This window comes from Methylobacterium sp. Leaf118, from assembly GCF_920984675.1.
Classification (GTDB): Bacteria; Pseudomonadota; Alphaproteobacteria; order Rhizobiales; family Beijerinckiaceae; genus Methylobacterium.
The window spans coordinates 1-20,142 of the sequence record NZ_CAKLBV010000062.1; the positions used below are offsets into that span (position 1 = coordinate 1).

Annotated in this window: 20 protein-coding genes; 9 read left to right on the forward strand and 11 right to left on the reverse strand. The window is 70.8% G+C overall.

Annotated features, from left to right (window positions below; genetic code table 11):
* Positions 1 to 266 precede the first annotated feature (266 nt).
* Entirely contained in the window at positions 267 to 1,430 is a 1,164-nt protein-coding gene (locus LW587_RS19650; protein WP_232631286.1) for a dimethylmenaquinone methyltransferase, read from the forward strand.
* Positions 1,431 to 1,605: 175 nt separating this feature from the next.
* On the opposite strand, the gene LW587_RS19655 is transcribed toward LW587_RS19650, so the two are convergent.
* Positions 1,606 to 1,869 (reverse strand): DUF6894 family protein, encoded by a 264-nt coding sequence (locus LW587_RS19655; protein ID WP_232631287.1) that lies wholly within the window; start codon positions 1,867 to 1,869, stop codon positions 1,606 to 1,608.
* 470 nt (positions 1,870 to 2,339) lie between these two features.
* Here LW587_RS19655 and LW587_RS19660 point away from each other — a divergent pair, with 470 nt between their 5' ends.
* Positions 2,340 to 3,374 (forward strand): LLM class flavin-dependent oxidoreductase, encoded by a 1,035-nt coding sequence (locus LW587_RS19660; RefSeq protein WP_232631288.1) that lies wholly within the window; start codon positions 2,340 to 2,342, stop codon positions 3,372 to 3,374.
* 10 nt (positions 3,375 to 3,384) lie between these two features.
* Here the strand turns inward: LW587_RS19660 and LW587_RS19665 are convergent, their stop codons facing one another.
* Positions 3,385 to 3,600, reverse strand: coding sequence for a hypothetical protein (locus LW587_RS19665; protein ID WP_232631289.1), 216 nt, complete (start codon positions 3,598 to 3,600; stop codon positions 3,385 to 3,387).
* Positions 3,601 to 3,946: 346 nt separating this feature from the next.
* Between LW587_RS19665 and LW587_RS19670 the strand changes: the two genes are divergently transcribed.
* On the forward strand, positions 3,947 to 4,978 hold the full coding sequence (locus LW587_RS19670; protein WP_232631290.1) for an aldo/keto reductase: 1,032 nt from the start codon (positions 3,947 to 3,949) through the stop codon (positions 4,976 to 4,978).
* 4 nt (positions 4,979 to 4,982) lie between these two features.
* Here LW587_RS19670 and LW587_RS19675 read toward each other — a convergent pair whose 3' ends face one another.
* Genes LW587_RS19675 through LW587_RS19685 form a run of 3 tightly spaced genes read right to left on the reverse strand, consistent with a single transcriptional unit; the run spans position 4,983 to position 7,860 of the window.
* Complete coding sequence (locus LW587_RS19675; RefSeq protein WP_232631310.1) at positions 4,983 to 5,756, reverse strand: ABC transporter ATP-binding protein; 774 nt, start codon at positions 5,754 to 5,756, stop codon at positions 4,983 to 4,985.
* The gene (locus LW587_RS19680; RefSeq protein ID WP_232631291.1) at positions 5,753 to 6,814 is read right to left on the reverse strand and encodes a FecCD family ABC transporter permease; all 1,062 of its coding nucleotides are present in this window, start codon (positions 6,812 to 6,814) and stop codon (positions 5,753 to 5,755) included. The genes LW587_RS19675 and LW587_RS19680 overlap by 4 nt, the downstream gene beginning before the upstream one ends.
* Complete coding sequence (locus LW587_RS19685; protein ID WP_232631292.1) at positions 6,811 to 7,860, reverse strand: iron ABC transporter substrate-binding protein; 1,050 nt, start codon at positions 7,858 to 7,860, stop codon at positions 6,811 to 6,813. The genes LW587_RS19680 and LW587_RS19685 overlap by 4 nt, the downstream gene beginning before the upstream one ends.
* Positions 7,861 to 7,973: 113 nt before the next feature.
* Between LW587_RS19685 and LW587_RS19690 the strand changes: the two genes are divergently transcribed.
* Positions 7,974 to 8,837 carry an alpha/beta fold hydrolase gene (locus tag LW587_RS19690; RefSeq protein ID WP_232631293.1) on the forward strand — a complete coding sequence of 288 codons (864 nt, stop codon included), beginning with the start codon at positions 7,974 to 7,976 and terminating at the stop codon, positions 8,835 to 8,837.
* Between the two features lie 37 nt (positions 8,838 to 8,874).
* On the opposite strand, the gene LW587_RS19695 is transcribed toward LW587_RS19690, so the two are convergent.
* Both LW587_RS19695 and LW587_RS19700 read right to left on the reverse strand, forming a co-directional pair.
* On the reverse strand, positions 8,875 to 10,173 hold the full coding sequence (locus LW587_RS19695; RefSeq protein ID WP_232631294.1) for a DUF1615 family protein: 1,299 nt from the start codon (positions 10,171 to 10,173) through the stop codon (positions 8,875 to 8,877).
* A gap of 255 nt (positions 10,174 to 10,428) precedes the next feature.
* The gene (locus tag LW587_RS19700) at positions 10,429 to 11,349 is read right to left on the reverse strand and encodes a LysR family transcriptional regulator (protein ID WP_232631295.1); all 921 of its coding nucleotides are present in this window, start codon (positions 11,347 to 11,349) and stop codon (positions 10,429 to 10,431) included.
* A gap of 91 nt (positions 11,350 to 11,440) precedes the next feature.
* On the opposite strand from LW587_RS19700, the gene LW587_RS19705 reads away from it, so the two are divergent.
* Positions 11,441 to 12,259 (forward strand): NAD(P)H-dependent oxidoreductase, encoded by an 819-nt coding sequence (locus LW587_RS19705; protein WP_232631296.1) that lies wholly within the window; start codon positions 11,441 to 11,443, stop codon positions 12,257 to 12,259.
* A 206-nt stretch (positions 12,260 to 12,465) separates the two neighbouring features.
* Here LW587_RS19705 and LW587_RS19710 read toward each other — a convergent pair whose 3' ends face one another.
* Complete coding sequence (locus LW587_RS19710) at positions 12,466 to 13,665, reverse strand: hypothetical protein (protein ID WP_232631297.1); 1,200 nt, start codon at positions 13,663 to 13,665, stop codon at positions 12,466 to 12,468.
* Between the two features lie 548 nt (positions 13,666 to 14,213).
* Here LW587_RS19710 and pqqA (LW587_RS19715) point away from each other — a divergent pair.
* The 3 genes from pqqA (LW587_RS19715) to pqqA (LW587_RS19725) all read left to right on the forward strand — a co-directional run bounded on the left by pqqA (LW587_RS19715) (position 14,214) and on the right by pqqA (LW587_RS19725) (position 14,609).
* Positions 14,214 to 14,303 carry a pyrroloquinoline quinone precursor peptide PqqA gene (gene pqqA / locus LW587_RS19715; protein WP_015857429.1) on the forward strand — a complete coding sequence of 30 codons (90 nt, stop codon included), beginning with the start codon at positions 14,214 to 14,216 and terminating at the stop codon, positions 14,301 to 14,303.
* 63 nt (positions 14,304 to 14,366) lie between these two features.
* Positions 14,367 to 14,456: a pyrroloquinoline quinone precursor peptide PqqA gene (gene pqqA / locus LW587_RS19720; RefSeq protein ID WP_015857429.1), complete on the forward strand. Its 90-nt coding sequence runs from the start codon at positions 14,367 to 14,369 to the stop codon at positions 14,454 to 14,456.
* 63 nt (positions 14,457 to 14,519) lie between these two features.
* Complete coding sequence (pqqA, locus tag LW587_RS19725) at positions 14,520 to 14,609, forward strand: pyrroloquinoline quinone precursor peptide PqqA (RefSeq protein ID WP_015857429.1); 90 nt, start codon at positions 14,520 to 14,522, stop codon at positions 14,607 to 14,609.
* A gap of 503 nt (positions 14,610 to 15,112) precedes the next feature.
* Here pqqA (LW587_RS19725) and ldtR read toward each other — a convergent pair.
* The 3 genes from ldtR to LW587_RS19740 all read right to left on the reverse strand — a co-directional run bounded on the left by ldtR (position 15,113) and on the right by LW587_RS19740 (position 17,378).
* Positions 15,113 to 15,631 carry a transcriptional regulator LdtR gene (gene ldtR / locus LW587_RS19730; RefSeq protein WP_232631298.1) on the reverse strand — a complete coding sequence of 173 codons (519 nt, stop codon included), beginning with the start codon at positions 15,629 to 15,631 and terminating at the stop codon, positions 15,113 to 15,115.
* 161 nt (positions 15,632 to 15,792) lie between these two features.
* A complete protein-coding gene (locus LW587_RS19735) occupies positions 15,793 to 16,260 on the reverse strand; it encodes a DUF6163 family protein (protein WP_232631299.1) in 468 nt (155 codons plus the stop codon).
* Entirely contained in the window at positions 16,257 to 17,378 is a 1,122-nt protein-coding gene (locus tag LW587_RS19740) for an enoyl-CoA hydratase/isomerase family protein (RefSeq protein ID WP_442919174.1), read from the reverse strand. The genes LW587_RS19735 and LW587_RS19740 overlap by 4 nt, the downstream gene beginning before the upstream one ends.
* Before the next feature lie 573 nt (positions 17,379 to 17,951).
* Between LW587_RS19740 and LW587_RS19745 the strand changes: the two genes are divergently transcribed.
* Positions 17,952 to 20,063, forward strand: coding sequence for a putative bifunctional diguanylate cyclase/phosphodiesterase (locus LW587_RS19745; protein ID WP_232631301.1), 2,112 nt, complete (start codon positions 17,952 to 17,954; stop codon positions 20,061 to 20,063).
* Positions 20,064 to 20,142: the final 79 nt, after the last annotated feature.

Genomic DNA, 20,142 nt, shown 5'->3' on the forward strand with positions numbered 1-20,142 from the left:
GGCGCCGGCCGCCGCGCCGCCGATCAGCCCACGGCGGCTGAGGCCCGGCCCGGCATCGTGCGGTGCGGACGGATGCGCGGGGCGCGTGAGGTCGGTGGGTTGCGTCATGCCCTCGCCGGTTCGGTCTCGCGTCGGCCCAGATAGCGCGTCAACGCCTGAACCGGGTGTTAAGGTTGCCGGATGGTCTCGGCCTTCGGAGGCGGGCCGGCACATTGGTCTTTCGCACCGCAATGGCCTTCCCGCCCAGGTCCGCTTAAAGACACCGGATGACCCTCGTCCAGATCACCCACAACGACCTCGATGGCTATGGTGCTTCGACCGTCGCCGCCTGTTTCGCGCCGGTGGCGCGGGTGGTGCACGTCGCCCGCTACAGCGATGTCGGGCCCGTGGTCGAGGACGAGCTGAAGCGGCTCCGCAAGGCGGAGGCCGCCGAGACGCTGCTGATGACCGATCTCGGGCTGGAGGAGCCGGCGATCGCGTTCTTCAAACGGTTCGCCGCGATGAACCGCAACCGGGCGGAGGGCGCCCGCCACCGGCTCGTCGTGCTCGATCACCACGCCTCCTCGATCGACCAGCTGCGCCGGCAGAGCCTGGACCCCGCCCCCGATCCCGAGCGCCCCGGCCTGCTGCGCACCGATCTCGGCGATCCCGACCTGTACGTGCTCATCGACGAGGCGCATTGCGCCACGCGGATGACCTACGACCAGCGCGCCCTCTACGCCGGCGAGACGCCCTCGGGCGCCGAGCGGCCGGAGCTGTCCGCCCTGATCGAGGCGGTCGAGGCGCTCGATCTGTGGCGCAAGACGGAAGCCCAATTCCCGGGCGGGCTCGCCCTCGACGAGATCTTCTGGGACAGCGTGTCCCCCCTGGTGCCGCCGGGCCATCCGGCCCATGACCGCTTCGTCTCCGACCTGCTGCTCGCCGCCGCCCGCTGCCTCGCCGAGGGCGCGACCGCCGCCGAGCTGGAGCGCCGCGCGGGCGGATTGCGGGCGGGCCTCGTCGACGCTCTTCTGGCGAACGAGCCCGGTGACGACGCGACGCTGACCACGCGGATGCGGCTTGCCCGGATGCTGGCCCGCTCCGAGGCGCTGTTCCACCCGCTCAAGGACGGTACGCTGCTCTCGTTCGGCCTCGATTCCGGCACCTTCCAGCGGGTCTCCGACCGCGTGATGGAGGGGGGACGGGCCACGCGGGTCGTCAACGTGCAGCGGTCGGGGACGCTCTCGTTCCGGTCCATCAACGGCACGGCGCTCGATGGGGCGCGGGCCTTCCGCGGCGGCGGCCATCGCGACGCCGCCGGCGGCAAGCTGCCGAACGGCGCGGCCCATTCCCTGGAGGACGCGGTCGCGCAAGTCGAGCCGGTGCTCAACCCCCCCGCCGCCGACCCTTCGGCCAGCCCGTTCGCGGCGCTGAAGAACTGGAAGGGCTGAGACCCCCTCGCCCGCTCCCCGGCCGCTCTGCGGCCATGCCGTGCGCCGGCCTCCGCCGCTCGGGCCGATCTGCGGGCTCATCGAGGGGCGGGCCTTCATGTCTCTCACACAACGCCCGCTGCTCCGTCGAGCCTTGCAGGGGAAACCGGCGAACGGGCGTCGGATGAGGCAACTCTCAGAGGCGCAGGTCGAAGGGCAGATCGAACAGCAGCGTGTGGTCGTCGTAGCGGACCTGGAGGGTGTGATCCCGCGCCGCTTCGGCGAGGCGGTCCTCCTCCCGCAGGGTCCGAATCATGTCGCGGGCGGCGCGGAAGGCCATGCCGCAATCCGGGCAGTCGCGGGTCTGCATCGGGCCGATCCGCTGCCCGTTGCGGCGAAGTTCGAAGTGGAAGATCGTCATCCGGGGGGCGGCCTCCGCGAGATCGGAGGGCTCGTGCAAGGCCCGCGCCGCTCGGCATGCGTGCCGAGCCCGAATTCCAGGCAACCGTGACATGAAAAAAGCCCGCCGGCTCGCGCCGACGGGCTTGTGCAGGGGCCACGCTACCTAGCGCCGCTCGGGAGCATCCAGCCCCGTCCTCGGACCGACGGGGGAACTCGACCGAACGTGGCGCTGCTGGGCAGCCACTATCCCTGCTGATGGTGGTTGGGTGGCGTATCCTGGTCCGCGTCAGCGGTACGAGCGGCGGAGACGGTGCTGCCTTGATGTCTCATGGCCAACCTCCTTTCGCAGGACGGCATCCCTGGGGCGCCGATGAGGTGAGGCTAGGACGGGTTTGGGTCGGAGCGCAAGCCCCTGTCTTGCGGATTCTGTTCCGGCTCACGATCTGCCGGTCAGCAGGGGAGCGACGTCCTGCGCCCCCCACGGGCGCGGCGTGATGCGTGTGGACGAAACCAGTGCCCGAAGCCGCGATGCCCCCGCTTCCCCCTCTCTCCGTTCTCGACCTCGCCCCCATCCCCGAGGGCGCCACACCGGCCGCGGCGCTCGCCCATAGCCTCGATCTGGCCCGCCACGCGGACGACCTCGGCTATCGGCGCTTCTGGCTCGCCGAGCACCACAACATGGCCGGCATCGCCAGCGCCGCGACCGCGGTGGTGATCGGCCACGTGGCGGCGGGAACCCGGCGCATCCGGGTCGGCGCCGGGGGCATCATGCTGCCCAATCACGCGCCGCTGGTGATCGCCGAGCAGTTCGGCACGCTGGCGACCCTCTATCCCGGCCGGATCGATCTCGGCCTCGGCCGCGCCCCCGGTACCGACGGGGCGACCCTGCGGGCCCTGCGCCGGGACTACGCCGCCGCTGAGAGCTTCCCGCAGGACGTGCTGGAGGTGCAGGCGCTCCTGGGCGACACCCGGCCCGGCCAGACCGTGCGGGCGGTGCCCGGCGAGGGGACCAAGGTGCCGCTGTGGATTCTCGGCTCCAGCCTGTTCGGGGCCGAACTCGCGGCGATGCTGGGCCTGCCCTACGCCTTCGCCTCGCATTTCGCCCCGGACGCGCTGCTGCCGGCCTTGGAGACCTACCGCACCCGGTTCCGGCCCTCGGCGCAGCTGGCCCGGCCCTACGCGATCGTCGGGATCAACGTCGTGGCGGCGGAGACGGAGGCGGAGGCGCGGCGCCTGTTCACCACCTCGCAGCAGGCCTTCACCAACATCCTGCGCGGCACCCGCGGCCTCCTGCCCGCGCCGATCGCGGACATCGAGGTCCACTGGACGCCGCGGGAGAAGGCCCAGGTCTCGCGGATGCTGGCGCGCTCGTTGGTGGGGGACCGGGATACGATCCGGGCCGGGCTCGCGGCCCTCGCCGCCGAGACGGGGGCCGACGAGCTCATCGTGGCGAGCGCGATCCACGATCACGGAGCGCGGCGACGCTCCTACGCGATCCTGGCCGAGGCCCATGGCGGGCTGATCGACGGCTTCGAGGAGGCCGAGCGCCGTCCGGCCGCCTGAGGGGCGGCGTTCAGGCCGCGCGGGCGGCCGGGGCGGCGGGGCGGGGGCCGAACAACGCCTGGTAGAGGGTGGCGGGGCTGTAGCGGCGGCCTTCCGAATCCGTGATCCGCACCTCGCTGAGCCCCGTGCTCGCCAGCGACAGGCTCTGCTCCAGGGCGCTCAGCATCGAGCCGTGCTGCCAGGAATAGACCCGCGGGGCGGTGCCGGCGCTGACGGTGAAACTCACGGAAATGGTTCCCAATGCTGAGGCGGCATGGCGGAGCGGTCACGCGCACGATGCGCGGCCCGGCCATGGCTGGCGATCACGGTGAAGATCCCACCCGATAGTGGCTCTTGGTTGACGAAGCCTTCGCAGAACCTGATTTTTCGGTGGCAAAAGCGCGGCCCCTAAGACCCATCAGCGGCGGGGCGGCGGGGCGGCGGGGCGGCGGGGCGGCGGGGCGGCGGGGCGGCGGGCGTCCGCCGGACGCACGGAACTGGGCCACCGGTCCTGCCCCGTGCCGCTTGGTACGAGTTACGGCGATGATGCGGCCTTCGGGCCCGGTACAGACGAGACACGGAGCGGCACAGCCATGGAATACCGCCAGTTCGGACGTTCGGGCCTCACGGTGCCGGTCCTCAGCTTCGGCACCGGTACCTTCGGTGGCACCGACGCCTTCTTCGAGACCTGGGGCAAGACCGATGTCGCCGAGGCGAGCCGTCTGATCGACATCTGCCTGGAGGCGGGCGTGAACTTCTTCGACACCGCCGACATCTATTCCGGGGGCCATTCCGAAACGATCCTGGGCGAGGCCATCAAGGGGCGCCGCGACCGGCTCCTGATCTCGACCAAGGCGACCTTCCGCACGGGCGACGGCCCGAACGCGGTCGGTTCCTCGCGCCACCACCTGATCCGCTCCTGCGAGGCGAGCCTCAAGCGGCTCGGCACCGACCATATCGACGTCTACTTCATGCACGGCTTCGACGCGTTGACCCCCGTCGAGGAGACCCTGCGGGCCCTCGACGACCTGACCCGCTCCGGCAAGATCGGCTATATCGGCGCCTCGAACTTTTCCGGTTGGCAGCTCATGAAGGCGCTCGCCACCTCGGAGCGCGACGGGCTCGCCCGCTACGTCGTCTACCAGGGCTACTACTCGCTGGTCGGTCGCCATTACGAATGGGAGCTGATGCCGCTCGGCCTCGACCAGGGTGTCGGCCTGATGGTGTGGAGCCCGCTCGGCTGGGGCCGGCTCACCGGCAAGATCCGGCGCGGACAGGCCGCTGCCTCCGGCCGCATCGCCGCGGGCGGGGCCGAGGGCGGGCCGAGTGTCCCGGACGACTACCTCTACGGCGTGGTCGATGCGCTGGATGCGGTGGCGCAAGAGACCGGCAAGACCGTCTCCCAGGTGGCCCTCAACTGGCTGCTGACCCGCCCGACCGTCTGCAACATCGTGGTCGGTGCCCGCAACGAGGAGCAACTGCGCCAGAACCTCGGCGCGGTGGGCTGGACCCTGACCCCGGACCAGATCGCCCGCCTCGACGCGGCGAGCCAGGAGACGCCGATCTATCCCTACTGGCACCAGAAGGGGTTCGACGAGCGCAATCCGAAGCGGACGGTGTGGTGAGGCCTCAGGGCAGGACGGGCGCGCACACCGCCCGCCCCTCCCCCGGCAGCGGCACCACCGCGACCTCGACCCCGTAGAGGAGCCGCAGCGTCTCCGGCGTCACCGTTTCGCCTGGCGGGCCGAGACCGGCGAGGCGCCCGGCATGGAGCAGCGCCACCCGGTCGGCGCAGAGGAAGGCGTGACCGGGATCGTGGGTCGAGAGCACGACGGCGATGCCGCGGCCCGACAGGCGCCGCACCTGCCCGAGCACCCGGGCCTGATTGCCGAAATCGAGGCTCGCGGTCGGTTCGTCCATCACGAGGAGCCGCGGCTCGCCGACGAGCGCCCGGGCGATCAGCGCGAGCTGGCGCTCGCCGCCGCTGATCTCGGTGTAGATCCGGTCCGAGAGGTGCCCGATGCCGAGGGTCGCGAGCGCCCGCTCGGCGGCCGCCTGATCCGCGGGGCCAGGGCTCGCGAAGGCGGAAAGGCGGCTCGCGCGGCCCATCAGCACCACCTCCCGCACCCGGAACGGGAAGAAGGCCGCATGCGCCTGCGGCACGTAGGCGATGTGTTGTGCGACTTCGCGTCGGGGCAGCGCGGATAGATCGGTGCCATCCAGAAGGATGCGACCATGGAGCGGCGGCAGCAGGCCGAGCATCGTTTTGAACAGGGTGGTCTTGCCGCCGCCGTTCGGCCCGAGCAGGCAGAGGGTCTCGCCAGGCGGGAGCGTCAGGCTGACGCCGGAGCCGACGGTCCTGGCGCCGTAGCCGAAGGCGAGGTCTTGGAGTTCGAGCATCAGGCCCAGCCGCGCTTGGCCGTGGCCAGGAGCCACAGGGAGAACGGCGCGCCGACGAGCGCGGTCAGGATGCCGAGCGGCACCTCGATGGTGGCGACGGTGCGGGCCAGGAGATCGACCGCGGTGAGGTAGCCGGCCCCCAGAAGCAGCGAGGCCGGCAGCAGGCGCCGGAAGTCCGGCCCAACGAGGAGCCGGGCCACGTGCGGCACGATCAGCCCGACCCAGCCGATCACCCCCGTCACCGAGACGGCCGCCGCGGTCACCAAGGTCGCCGCCGCCACCAGGACCGGGCGGATCACCCGCGTCTCGACGCCGAGCGCGCGGGCCTCCTCGTCGCCCAGGCTCATCAGGTTGACGCGCCAGCGCAGGAGCACCAGCGGGATCAGGCCGATCAGCATCGCCGGCAGGATCGCGCCGAGATCGCCGCGGTTGACCGAGGCGAGGCTCCCCAACAGCCAGAAGGTGATGGCGGGCAGCTGGTTGTAGGGGTCGGCCAACACCTTGAGGAGCGCGATCCCGGCCCCCAGCAGCGCGCCGACGGCGACGCCCGCGAGCACCAGCGTCAGCACCGGATCGGACGCCCCGCGCCGGCGCACCGCGATCCCGACGCCGTAGACGATGGAGACCGCGCCGAGCCCGCCGGCGAAGGCGAGCCCCTGGATCGCCGCGGCCGGCAGCGTCAGCACGATACCGAGCACCGCCCCGAGGCTCGACCCGGCCGATACCCCCAAAATATCCGGTGAGACGAGCGGATTGCGAAAAAGTCCCTGATAGGTCGCCCCCGCCGCCGCCAACCCGGCCCCGACCAGGAGCGCGCCGAGCACCCGCGGCAGGCGCACCTGCAGCACCACGGTCTGCGCAGTCGGATCGACCGAGGAGGCGAGGCCGAACGCCTTCGCCAGCAGCAGTGAGAACACGTCGCCGAGCGGCACGGGATAGCGGCCGGTGCCGAGGGAGACGAGGACCAGCAGGAGCAGCGCCAGCACCGGCAGGGCCGCGAGGCTGAAAGACGCGAGCCGCCGCCGGGCCGGCGCCGCCGCGACGGAGGCGGCCTCGCTCATCGCGGCTTGGCCAGGGGCGCGGTGGGCCCCAGCAGCGCCTCGACCTGCGCCGGACTCGGCTCGACATGGTAGAACCGCCGGTAGAAGCGCCGCACGGCCTCATCCAGCGGCTCCTTGAACGCCTCGGGGAAGAACAATCCGGCGAGCCAGCGCAGGCCGATCAGGCGGTTGACGCCGGGCGGGGCATCGACCCAGCCGAACGGCAGCACCGGCGCGGCGTAGACCTGTCCGCTCCGCACCGCCGACAGGTCCTTCCAGAGCGGATCGGTGGGCAGGCTCGCGGCGAAGGCCGGGTCGAGGATCAGGATCACGTCCGGGTTCCAGGCGAGCACCTGCTCGGGCGACACGCTGGCGAGCCCGCCCATGCCCTCTGCCGTGGCGACGTTGCGCCCGCCGGCCGCCTCGATGATCTCGGTGTTGATCGAGCCGGCGAGCCCCGTCTCCAGCCCACGGGGGCCGCGGCCGTAATAGACCCGCGGCCGCTGCGCGGGCGGCACCGTGGCCACCGCCTCCGCCACCGCCTTCAGGATGCGCTCGGATTCCGCGGCGAGCGTCTCGCCGTCCCCCTCGGCCCCGATGAGGGCGCCGAGGCGGCGAAACGTCTCCGGTACCTTCGAAAAGCTGCCGTCGAGGAGGAGGTAGGGGATGCCGGTCTGGGCCTGAACCCGGTCGGCCAGCGAGGCGTAGGTGGCGCCCGTGCTGCCGACATCGACGATGAGGTCGGGCTTCAAGGCCAGCACCGCCTCGACATTCGCGGTGCCGCCCCGCCCGGTCAGCCGCCCGGTGGAGGGCAGGGCCGCGGTCTCGGGCGTGAGGAAGGCGCTCTCCGCCGGCCTCGGGGCACGGGGCCAGCCGATCATCTTCCCCGGCGCCAGGCTGTAGAGCAGCACCGCGGCAGGCGGGCCCGCGGCCAGCACCCTCTCGATCCGGTCGGGCACCTCGACCCGCCGCCCGGCGGCGTCGATGACCGGCCGCGCCTGGGCGAGGCCGGGGGCCAGAAGCGGCCAGAGGCAGGCGAGCGCGACGAGGCGGCGGACGAACGGCATCGGGCCGGAGCTTTCCTCAGGGATCGGACCCACTATAGCGGCTCGCAGCGCGCTCCGAACCCTGGCCATCCTGCCGCGTTCGCCCCGCTCTCCCCTCGCCTGCCCGGAGCCCCATGCCCGATCCGGACGTCACCCATCGCCACCTGTCGCTCGGCGCCCTGCGCCTGCACGTGGCGGAGGCCGGCCCGGCCGATGGACCGGCGACGATCCTGCTGCACGGCTTTCCCGAATTCTGGTTCGGGTGGCGCCATCAGATCGGCCCGCTGGCGGCGGAGGGCTTCCGCCTGATCGTCCCCGACCAGCGCGGCTACGGCCTCAGCGACCGGCCCCGGGGCATCGAGGCCTACCATCTCGATCATCTCGCCGCCGACGTCGTCGCCCTGGCCGATGCCTGCGGCGTCGATCGGTTCCGCCTCGTCGGGCACGATTGGGGCGGCCTCGTCGCCTTCTGGACCGCGAGCCGCTTCCCCGAGCGGGTCGATCGCCTCGCCGTGCTCAACGCCTTCCACCCGGCGGTGTTCGGCGATTACCTCCGGCGCCATCCCGGGCAGGTCCTGCGCAGTGCCTATGCGGGCATCTTCCAGCTTCCGCTCCTGCCGGAGCGGCTGCTCCTCGCCCGCGACGGTTCCGGCCTGCGGGCGATGATGCGCCGCTCCGCCCGGCCGGGCACCTTCTCGGACGCCGACCTCGATCGCTACGCGCGGGAATGGCGCCGGCCTGGGGCGGTCACGGCGATGCTGGACTGGTACCGGGCCCTCGCCCGCCTGCCGCGGGACGCGAACCCGCCGCGGGTCACGGCCCCGACGCTGATCCTGTGGGGGCGGCGCGATCCCGCATTGCAGCCGGGGCTGGCCGAGGCGAGCCTCGCCCTGTGCGATCGAGGCCGGGTGGCGTGGTTTCCCGATTCCACCCACTGGGTGCAGCACGAGGCCCCTGAGGCGGTGAACGCGTCTCTGACCGCGTTCCTGCGGGCGTGACGCGGCGGCCTCCAGCCAGATCCGCGGCGCGACCGGATCAGAGCGCGGCGGCCGCGTTCCGCCGCCGCACCGACGCGGCCTCGTCCCGCGGGGACGGCGCCCCGACGGCCGAGGCGACCGGGGGCGCCGGGGCGAGCGCGGCGCGGCAGGCCTCGTAGCGGCGGTTCACGGCCCGCGCGAAGATCTCGGTCGTCATGCCCTTCGCGATCTTGATGCTCGTCTTCCTGAGATCGATCTCCGGAATGCGCTCGTAGGGCGGCTTCTGGCGAAACCGCGCCTGATACAGCGCCCGGATCATCGTGAATGTGTCGGTCCGGTTGAAGTCGAGCGACTTCTCGAGCCGCAGGTCGGCGTGCAGCTGCGCCTGGGTCATGCGGCCGGTCTTTCCGAGGATGTCCCACAGGATGGCCTGCGTCCGGCCGGGGCGCGGGGCCTCCCCCTCCGGATAGGCGAGAAGGTCGCCGTCGAGGGCCACCGCTTCGCCGGTGAGCTTCCCGGCCATCCACTGGATCGCCGCGTTCCGGCTGCTGTAGCGCCCGGCATTGTAATCGGCGAACATCGACAGCCTGCTCTCGTAATCGGCGCGATATCCGAGCAGCTGCATGGTGCCGTAATAGAGGCCGCCCGAGCGCGTGTAGAGGCTGTCCCGGACGCGATAGATGTCCGAAAGCTCCAGCTCCGAAAGGGATTTTCCGGTCTTGGCCTGGATGGCGAAGCGCGCCGAGACCTGCATCGCGCCGAGCGTCTTGATCTCGTTCCGCGTCTCGAAGAATTCCGGCAGGGATCGTCCGTTGCTCGCGGTCGAGAGCAGGAAGGGAAGGCCGGGCGTGTCGAGCAGCCGGCGGGTCAGCCAGCGATAGGCGAGGTCGAGATCCTGCTCTGTCCGCGAGGCGCGGACCTTGGCCAGGAACTCGTCCCGCAGGCTCCGGTAGACGGAAAACAGCAGGCGCTCCTTGCTCCATGCGTCGAGCCGGGCGAGCGTCTTCCGCTCCGCCATCTCGCCCAGCCGCGGCACCTGCGGACTCGCCGTGAAGCTCGATTCCTGGCCGATGATCGCGACGGAGGCGCAGACATTGTCCGGGCTCGGCGCGAAGCGCAGCTCCGCGAGTGCGCGCAGCAGGTCGGCGGCCCATCCGGCCGGGTCCCGGGCTCGTGGGTGGGTCTTGGCAATGTGCCGGGTGAGCGCGGTGCGTTCCACCGGAGCGCCCTCCGCGCGGGCCTGGCCGGGCGCGGCGAGGGGCACGAGGGCCGCGACGCCGATGGCCAGGAGCCGGCGCGCCGTGAGCCCGACCCGGGCGATGACGGTGGAACGACGGGACGAGGTGAAGCGCTTCACACCCACTCGAGCACCAGAACGCGAGACAATCCGCGCCATGGTTCGTAAAATTTAACGGAACATTCGTCGGTGAGAAAACGCGCATGCCGGCTCAACAGGGGCGCGGTGTTGCGGGTCAAAACCCCATCCGATCGGCGGTTCGAAGGGCCGCTGAAGCGGGAATGCGGACTTTGGCTCCGCGGTCGAGACCGGACGTGCCGGCGTCGGCCCGGAACGGGCGTCGATCCAGGGCGCGCGCGACATCGCAAGCGAGCGTCACGCCCGGACGAGGCCGGGGAGCGTCTCAAGCGACGCGGCGAGCGCATCCACCAGCATCCGAACACGCTTGATGCGCGTCCGACCGGGCACGACGAGCAGTGACAGGGGCACGGGCTCGGGCGCGAAGGCGGGGAGGATCGGCTCGACCGTCCCGGCCGCCAGCAGATCGTCGACGAGCCAGAGATGCGCGGCCGCGATCCCGCGTCCCTGGGCCAGAGCCTCGCGGGCCGCCAAGCCGTGATCGACCCAGAGACGGCCCTCGAACGGAGCGCGGATCGCTGCGCCGTCCGGTCCGCGCAGCGCGAGCATCGCACCACCCGCGAGGTTGCTCATGCGGATCGCGGTGTGTCCGGCCAGGTCTTCGGGCCTGTCCGGCCGCCCCCGCTCCGCGAGATAGGCCCGGGATGCCACCAAGACGCGGCGCGACAGGCCGATGGTCCGACATTGCATGGTGCTGTCGGCCAGGGCCCCGAGCCGGATCGCGACGTCCACCGCCTCCTGCACGAGATCGATGCGCGCATCCGACAGGCTGAGATCGACCACGATCTCCGGATGGCGGTCCTGGATGGCGAACAGCATCCGGCAGACGTGGCGGACGCCCAGGGCCGCGGTGCAGGAGATGCGGATCGTACCGGTCAGGCCTTCGCCGGCGCTCCGCGCGCCGTCCGTGGCCTCGTCCACCAACCGCAGGATGGTGCGCGCCTCGGCGTGGTACCGCCTCCCCTCGTCGGTGAGGGTGACGCGCCGGGTGGTCCGGTTGAGGAGCGTGACGCCCAGAGCGCCTTCGAGCTCCGCCACGTGCCGCGAGACGGTCGATTGTCCCACGCCCAGCTCGCGCGCCACCGCCGACAGGCTCCCGCGTTCCGCGACCCGCACGAAGCTGCGCATCCGCTCCAGCGTGACGTCCGATTGATCCATCGTGCGGCACAATCCTATCCGTTGCCCTCAGCTACCGGATGGATCAGGGGGCGCCTAGCCTCGCGGTCCCGTCCTTTGGTGAGCCGCACGCATGAAGATCCTCGTCGTCTCCGCCCATCCCGATCCGGCCTCGCTGACGAACGCCCTGCGGGACGGGGCCGTCGCCCAACTCCGGGCCGATGGTCACGCGGTTCGCGTGACGGACCTCTACGCGATCGGCTGGAAATCCGAGGTCGACCGCCGGGATTTCCCCGCCCTGCCCGAATCGGCGCGGCTGCGCGTGCCGGCGGCGTCGGGCGAGGCCTTCGTCACCGGAAGCCTGACGCAGGACTTCCGCGCCGCGCAGAAGGATCTGCTCTGGGCGGACGCGCTCATCCTGGCGTTCCCCCTCTGGTGGTTCTCCATGCCGGCGATCCTGAAGGGGTGGATCGATCGGGTCTACGCGTTCGGCTTCGCCTATGGCGTGGGCGAACACAGCGAGACGCGCTGGGGCGACCGCTACGGAGAGGGCACGCTGGCGGGCAAGCGCGCGATGCTCATCGTCACGGCCGGAGGTTGGCCGTCCCACTATGGTCCCCGGGGGATCAACGGGCCGATCGACGACCTTCTCTTCCCCATCCACCACGGGGTGCTGTTCTATCCGGGCTACGACGTGCTGCCGCCCTTCGTGCTGTACCGCGCCGACCGGACCGATGCGGCGACGTTCGACGCGACGGCGATCGCGCTGAAGGGCCGGATGCAGACCCTGTTCGAGACGCCGCCGATTCCGTTTCGCCGCCAGAATGGCGGGGATTACGCGCTTCCCTCGATGGCGCTGCGTCCCGACCGGGTCGGACCGGATCTCGCCGGTTTCACCGCCCATATCGAGCGACCGGATGAGAGCGTCCGGCAGGCCGAGGGCCCCGGCTGACGGAGGCCGGACGACACCCCTCCCGCTCACTGTCCGCCGCTGCCTCGTCAGGCGGGCCTGCGCGGCATGACAACGCCCCGGGACCATCCGGTCTCGGGGCGCGTTGGTCAGGGCGGCACGAAGGCCGCACGGCGTGTCGTGGGAGGGTGCGCGCCCGGCGGAGGCGAGCGGAGCCCGGAGCGGGGCGACCGCTCCGGGCCCGGGCCTCAGTTGCGGCCGCCGCGGCCCTCGCCGGTGCCACGGCCGGTCTCGCCGCCCATACCACCGCTCATGCCGCCACTTGCGCCGCCCATCTTGCCCTTGCTGGCGCCCATGCCGCCGCCGGTGTCACCGCCCATGCCGCCTTTGTCGGAGGCGTTGCGGACATTGCCGCCGCGGTCGCCGGACTCGCCGCCGCGCATGCCGGCATTGCGCATGCCGTCACGCTCGCGGCCCTGGCCCATGGACTCGTTGCGGTTCGCGCCGCGCTCCATGCCGCGGGCCTGATCGTTGCCGCGCATCTGCTCCCGCTCGGAGCCTCGGGTCTCGGTGCGGCTGCTGCGGCTGTCCGTGCGGCTCGTGCCGGAGCGGACCTCGTTGCGCTCCCTGAAGCCGGCATTGACCACGCCGCCGCGCCGCTCGGTGGTCGAGACGGTGGTGGACAGGCGCCGGTATTCCGGGGAGCCGTAGATCACGCGCTGGCCGCGGATCGTGACGTAGCGGCGCTCCTCGCCGACGCTGACGAGGCGGCGGTACTGGGGCGAACCGTAGATCACGCGCTGACCGCGGATCGTCACGTAGCGGCGCGGGCCGGAGCTGCGGCGCTCGGTGACGATCAGGCGGCGGTACTCCGGCGACCCGTAGACGACGCGCTGGCCGCCGATGAACACGAAGCGCCCCTCGCGGCGGTAGCCGCCGTCGACCGTGGTCGAGCGGACATCGGTACGGCTGCTGATGCGGGTGCGATCGGTGTCGCGGGCGCCGAAGCGCTCGCTGCGGCTCTCACCGCGGACGCCCTCGCGGCGCTCGCCCCGCTCGGCGGTGTCGCGGCCGGCCCGGCCGTCCATGCCGCGCTCGCCGCTGCGGGCCATGTCGCCCTTGGCGTCGCCCTTGGCCCGATCGCCCCGGTTCATGTCGCCCTTGGCCGTGTCGCCCTTGGCCGTGTCGCCCTTGGCCATGTCGCCGCCGCGGGCGCCGCCCCGCTCGGACCCCTTGGAATCGCCGCCGCGGGCCTGCATCCCGTCGCCGCCGCGGGCTTTCATGCCATCGCCGCCGCCGGCTTGCATGCCGCCGCGCTCACCGCCCGAGGTCGCACTCCGCTCGCTGCCGGCCTGCATGCCGCTACGCTCCCCACCGCCGGCGGCGCTCTGCGCGTAGACCGAGGTGCTCATGAGCAGTGCGGCAAGACCAATCGCAACCGTCCTCATCGACGTACCCTCCGAATTCTTGAGACGCCTTCAAACGCTGCGAATCGCGAAACGGTTCTCCAAAAATGGCCGCGAGCGAAGAAAGTTTTCGTTCATTCGACATCGCTCGAACACATCGGCGAAAGCTTGACCGTGGCTCGGCTGGGTCGCGTGAGACCATGGCGACGGGCAAGACGAGAGAAACGGGCAATCCGGCTCACCCGGCCGGTTTCGGACGCGGGCGGCCTGACCTCGGAGGCCCCTCCGCCCTTCCCGCCGCACCGCCCGGATGGCTTCGCCGAAAGTCCGGCTTGTGCGGTCCACCCTCCGGCATCATATCTCCGGTGGCGGTCGCATTTTCTCGCGCAGACCCCGACACTTGGCAGATTCCCCCGGCTTCTGTGAGAAATATAAGTGGAGGGCCCGCTTGAATTGCGCCCAACACAATGTCTATATCCCTCTCGTCGAACACGAGGGGCCGGGTACGAGGAACGGCACCGCCTCCGTTCGAGGTCGGGCCGGTCTTGCGACCGACCTTCGTTTTCTAGGTGTTTTAGAGGAGACATGCCATGAAGTGGTCTGCCCCCGTCGTTGCCGAGATCTGTGTCGGCATGGAAGTCACCAGCTACGAGTCCGCCGAGATCGACACCTTCAACTGAGAAGGTGGCCCCGGTCTTAAGGTCGGGTGTCTCGACGCCAACCGATAATCGAGGAGTTCTGTCATGAAGTGGTCCGCCCCCGTCGTCGCCGAGATCTGTGTCGGTATGGAAGTCACCTCCTACGAGTCCGCCGAGATCGACACCTTCAACTAAGAAGGCGTCGCCGGTCCTCGGATCGGTCGTGAGAATCCAATCCAACCAAGCTGGAGTTTTGCTATGAAGTGGTCCGCCCCTGTCGTCGCCGAGATCTGTGTCGGCATGGAAGTCACCTCCTACGAGTCCGCCGAGATCGACACCTTCAACTGAGAAGGTCGTCACCGGACGTGACCGGTGAACGGGGCGCTGCCTGAGAGGGCAGCGCCTTTTTTGGTTTGGGGCGAGAGCCATTCATGCCAAAGGCCCGGGCGGCACATGCCGCCCGGGCCTTTTTGGGGAATGCCTTGGTGGGCTCGAAGCGGTTCGCCTGCGGGCACGGGGCCAGGGTTCCGGCAGGTGCGCCTTCGTGCTGAACCCGAGCGGGTCGGCTCTCAGAGCCGGGTGCGGATCTGGTCGGTCCAGAAAGGCGCACAAGTCCGGTGTTCCGGACTTGTGTTTCCCTGCTGATGATGAGCGCCTCCGCTCTCAGAGCCGGGTGCGGATCTGGTCGGTCCAGAAGCGCGGACAAGTCCGGTGTTCCGGACTTGTGTCTCCCTGCTGATGATGAGCGCTTCCGCTCTCAGCGCCGGGTGCGGATCTGGTCGGTCCAGAAGCGCGCACAAGTCCGGTGTTCCGGACTTGTGTCTCCCTGCTGATGATGAGCGCTTCCGCTCTCAGAGCCGGTAGCGGATCTGGTCGGTCCAGAAGCGCTCGAGCCGGGTGAGCGCCTGGTTGAGGCGACCGAAATCGTCTTCGGAGATGCCGCCGATCGGAGCGATCGTGCGGGAATGCTTGTCGTAGAGGCCCTGGATCAGGTCGTGGACCTCGCGGCCCTTGGTCGTCAGGCTGATGCGCACGGACCGGCGATCGGTCTTGGAGCGGGCGTGGTGCAGGAAGCCGGCCTCGACGAGCTTCTTGACGTTGTAGGACACGTTCGAGCCCAGATAGTAGCCCTTGGAGCGCAGCTCGCTCGCCGTCAGTTCCTTGTCGCCGATGTTGTAGAGCAGGAGCGCCTGGACGCTGTTGACGTCCTCGCGGCCGCGGCGGTCGAACTCGTCCTTGATGACGTCGAGGAGGCGGCGGTGCAGCCGCTCCACGAGGTGGAGCGCCTCGAGGTAGGAGCCGGCGGCGCCAGCGGCGTCGGGGGCGACGTCGGCGGTCTTGAGGGCGGTGTTGGCGGCCTTCGTGCTCATCGGTCTAGCCTCTCTGTCGGATCGTGCCGGCTGCGTCGTCCGGCATCGCTTATGGGCTGAACCTAGGCACCGCGGGTGAAAGCCGATTTAAGCGACAGGATGAACTTCCGATTTACTTCTGTCGGTAAATGCAAAATGAAACGTTCGTTTTGACGTTTCGTTTAGCTATTTTCGCGTGCCGCCAGCCAGGACAGCACGAAGTAAGTCACGACAATGCTTGTCTGGACTGCAATCAGTGTCGGCGAGGTCGGCAGGAGCTGGGGCGTCAGCGCCGCGAGTGTCAGCGCCGAGGTGGCGGCCAGCAGCCAGACCACGCCGCCCCAGGCGCTGGTCAGCCACAGGCCGACCGCGGCCACGAAATCGATCACCGCGAAATAGACGATCGCGGCCTGCCGTCCGGGCGGCAAGTCGGCGAAGGGCGTGGCGCCGGGGAACAGGTCGAGGATCTGCCCCCAGGTGACCAGTCCCTTCGCGACCCAGACCAGGGCCGTGATGCGCATGAACCAGACCAGCACCATGTCCCAGCGGGTCTGCGCCCGGGGTTGCGCCTCCTCGATCCGGTCGCCCGTCCGGGGTACCACCCGGCCGCGCTCGTCCCGGCCCGCGCCGATCCTGGTGGCGCTCCTCATGGCTGCGGCCCCTCCGTGCCGTCGAAGCGGGGCCCCTCGCCATCGCCGGCCTCGAATGCCGCCGTGATCGCCGCCGCGTCCACCTCCGCCAGCGTGGCGGGGCTCCAGGCGGGCCGGTTGTCCTTGTCGAGGATGACCGCCCGCACGCCCTCATAGAAATCGCGACCGCGCATCAGCCGCTCGCACAGCCGGTACTCGGCCCGCATCGCCTCGGGGAAGCGCATCGCGGCGCCCCGGCGCATCTGTGCATGGGCGATGGTCAGGCTCGTCGGCGAGCGGAGGCGGATCGTGGCGGCGGTTTCCGCCGCGAAGTCCGAGCCCTCGGCCGCCGCCCTGTCGAGGCGGTCCAGCACCTCCGCCACCGTGTCGGCGCCGAAGCAGGCATCGATGCAGGCGCGCTCGGCCACCAGAGGCCCGCTGTCCGGCGGGGCCGCCGCAACATCCGCGAGGGTGTCGGCGATGTCGGCGCCCTCCGCCAGCCGCGCGACGACCGCGTCGAAATCCGCCGCCCGGGCCGCGTGGGTGGCGAGCCCGACCGCGAGCGCGTCGCCGGCGCCGATCCGGCTGCCGGTGAGGGCGAGGTAGGCGCCGGTGCGGCCGGGCAGGCGCGGCAGGGCGTAGGTGGTGCCGACATCGGGAAAGAAGCCGATGCCGGTCTCGGGCATGGCGAGGCTGTAGCTCTCGGCCGCGACCCGCACGTCGCCGTGCAGCGAGATGCCGACGCCCCCGCCCATGACGATCCCCTCGATCAGGGCGATGTAGGGCTTCGGATAGGTCTTCACGCAGGCGTCGAGACAGTATTCCGCCCGCCAGAACGCCATCACCTCGGGCAGCCGCCCGGCCCGGCCCAGGGCGTGGATGCGACGGATGTCGCCGCCGGCGCAGAAGGCGCGGCCGCCCGCGCCGCGCACCACGACCCGGGTGACGGCGGGATCCTCGGCCCAGGCCCGGAGCTGCCGGTGCATCGCCTCGACCATCGGCAGGGTCAGGGCGTTGAGCGCCTTCGGCCGTTGCAGGGTGATCAGTCCGGCCACCCCGCGCGTCTCGAAGACGATGTCGGCCTCGGCCTCGCCCGGCTGCGCGTCGTGTCGCGCCGCCTCCGGCCCATGCCCACGCACGTGGTTCTGCAAGCTCTCCCGCAAGTTCTCCTGCAAATGTGCCTTCCCACCCGACATGCCGCGGCTCCCGCCTCGCCCTCCACCCCGCCGCCGCGTCCGGCAGGACGCTCCGGCAACGGACGTCCCGTGCTGCAAGCCGCGGTGCGGCCCCCGCGCCAGGACGGCTGCGAGGGAGACGGCTGCGAGAGACACGGCCGCAAGGGACACGGTCGGGAGCCGGGAGGTTTTCGAGGCTCTCTTAGACGAAGTCCCCCTCCAGGCGTCAACGCGGGGGCGTGCCGAGGTGACCCGCGCGCCGATCGTGAGGGCCGCGCCGGTGCACGGGTCCCTTCCGCCGTCAGGGGCCAGTCCCCCGGCCGGGTCCGAGCGTGCGGCGCGGCGTATCCTCGGTTGTCCCAGGCCGACGGTCGTGCGCCGGGAGCCCGAGGAGGCGGCTCCGCCCGGCGCTATCGCCGGTTGCCGGGGGGACCGGCCGGATTTCTCGCGGCCGGCGTCCGAATATTGATAATTTTCTTCACATTTGTTTGTTTTCTCGTAGCACGTGTACACATGATCCGTTGCCGAGGGACACCGATGAGCTGCCCCCATCTCGATTCGTTGCCGGCCGATCACGGCGCCATCGAGCCCCTGTCCTTCGCCACGATGCTCGAGGCACTGCCCGTCGGGGCGATGACGTGCGAGCTGCGGACCTTCACGATCGACTACGCGAATGCCTGCGCGCTCCGGCTCCTGCACGCCATCCGCGATTCGCTGGATTTCGACCCCGAGAAGATCGTCGGGACCTGTATCGACGTCTTCCATCGCCAGCCCGGCTACCAGCGCGGCCTGCTCTCCGATCCCGACGCCCTGCCCCACAAGGCCCGGATCCGCTTCGGCAAGGAGTGGCTCGACCTGCACATCCACCCGCTTCCGGATTCGCAGGGCCGGGTCGTGCGCGTACTTCTCGTCCTGGTGATCGCGACCGCCGACGTGGCGAAGGAGAACGTGGAGTACAAGCTCCTGCGCATGATCGGCGACATGCCGATGGCGGTGATGACGGTCGACCCGTCGACCTTTCAGATCACCTACATGAACGAGTCCTCGAAGGAGACGCTCTCGCAGATCGAGAACCTGCTTCCGGTCAAGCCGGACGCCCTGCTCGGCCAGACGATCGACATCTTCCACCGCCATCCGGAGCATCAGCGCCGGCTCCTGTCCGACCCGGCCAACCTTCCCCACCGCGCCCGGATCAAGCTCGGCCCCGAGGTGCTCGACCTGCAGGTCTCCGCGGTGCGGGACACGGACGGCGACTATATCGGCCCGATGCTGACTTGGTCGGTGATCACGAAGCAGCTCGCCGCCGAGGCGCGCATCCATCAGCTCGCCCATTACGACACCCTCACGGGGCTGGCCAACCGGGCCACCTTCCGCGAGCATCTGGAAGCGGCCCTCCAGCGGCCGCAGCCCTGCCTCGCCCTGCTCTTCATCGATCTCGACGGGTTCAAGCTGGTCAACGACGCCAACGGCCATCTCGTTGGCGATGCCCTGCTGAAGCGGGTCGCCGACCGCCTGCGCGAGCATTGCCCCGAGCCGGACGTGACGGTCGCGTGCCTCGGCGGCGACGAGTTCGCGATCCTGATCCAGGGGGGCGACGCGCACGCGGCGATCCAGCTCGCCGAGATCCTGGTGGCGGCCCTGGTCGCGCCGTTCCTCGTCGAGGGCGAGCGGCGCCTGCGGCTCGGCGCCAGCATCGGCATCGCCGTGGCCCCGCTGCACGGGGCCGGGTCCGAAACGCTGCTCTCGCGCGCCGACATCGCGCTCTACGCCGCCAAGGCTGCCGGAAAGAACACCTTCCGGGTGTTCCAGGAGGAGATGGAGCGGCGGATCACGTGGCGGCTGCGCCTGGAGGCGAAACTGCGGCTGGCGGTGGAGGCGAAGGACGGCCTGTTCCTGTTCTACCAGCCGATTACGGACATCGTCACGGGCCAGGTGACGGCGCGGGAGGGGCTGATCCGCTGGCACCATCCCGTGCTGGGCTGGATCTCGCCCGCCGAGTTCATCCCGATCGCCGAGGAGAGCCGGCTGATCGACGAAATCGGAACCTGGGTGCTGCACCGGGCCTGCATGGATGCGATGACCTGGGAGGACGGCGCGTCGGTCGCCGTGAATGTCTCCCCGCGCCAGCTCGGCACCGGGCGCCTGCTGGAGGCAGTGGTCGCCGCGCTCCTGGCCAGCCGCCTGCCGCCCCAGCGCCTGGAGCTGGAAGTGACCGAGAGCGCCCTTCTCAACGACCAGGTCGACGGCCTGGGCGAGCTGCGTCGGATCCACAGCCTCGGCGTGCGCATCGCGTTGGACGATTTCGGTACCGGCTTCTCGTCGCTGGCGCATCTGCGCGCCTTCCCCTTCGACAAGATCAAGATCGACGGCTCCTTCGTGCGCGACGCGACCAGCCGGCCGGATTGTGCGGCGATCGTCGGCGTCGTCGCCGATCTCGGCCGCCGCCTCGGCGTGAAGACCGTGGCGGAGGGCGTCGAGACCGAGGCGCATCTGGCCCTCGTCACCGCGGAGGGCTGCAACGAGATCCAGGGCTATCTCCTGGGGCGCCCCGAGCCGTCGGCGCGCGACCGCGCGGCCGTCGCGAGCCTCAACGCGCGCGGGGCCGCCGGACGGCGGGGGGAGACCCCGGTCGACGGCGAGGCCGCCTAAGGGCCGCGGCGTCCGGGACCCGGGTTCGCGCCCCGGCCGCACCCTTGGGCGCCGACCCTGCGGCGACGGCACCTTTCGG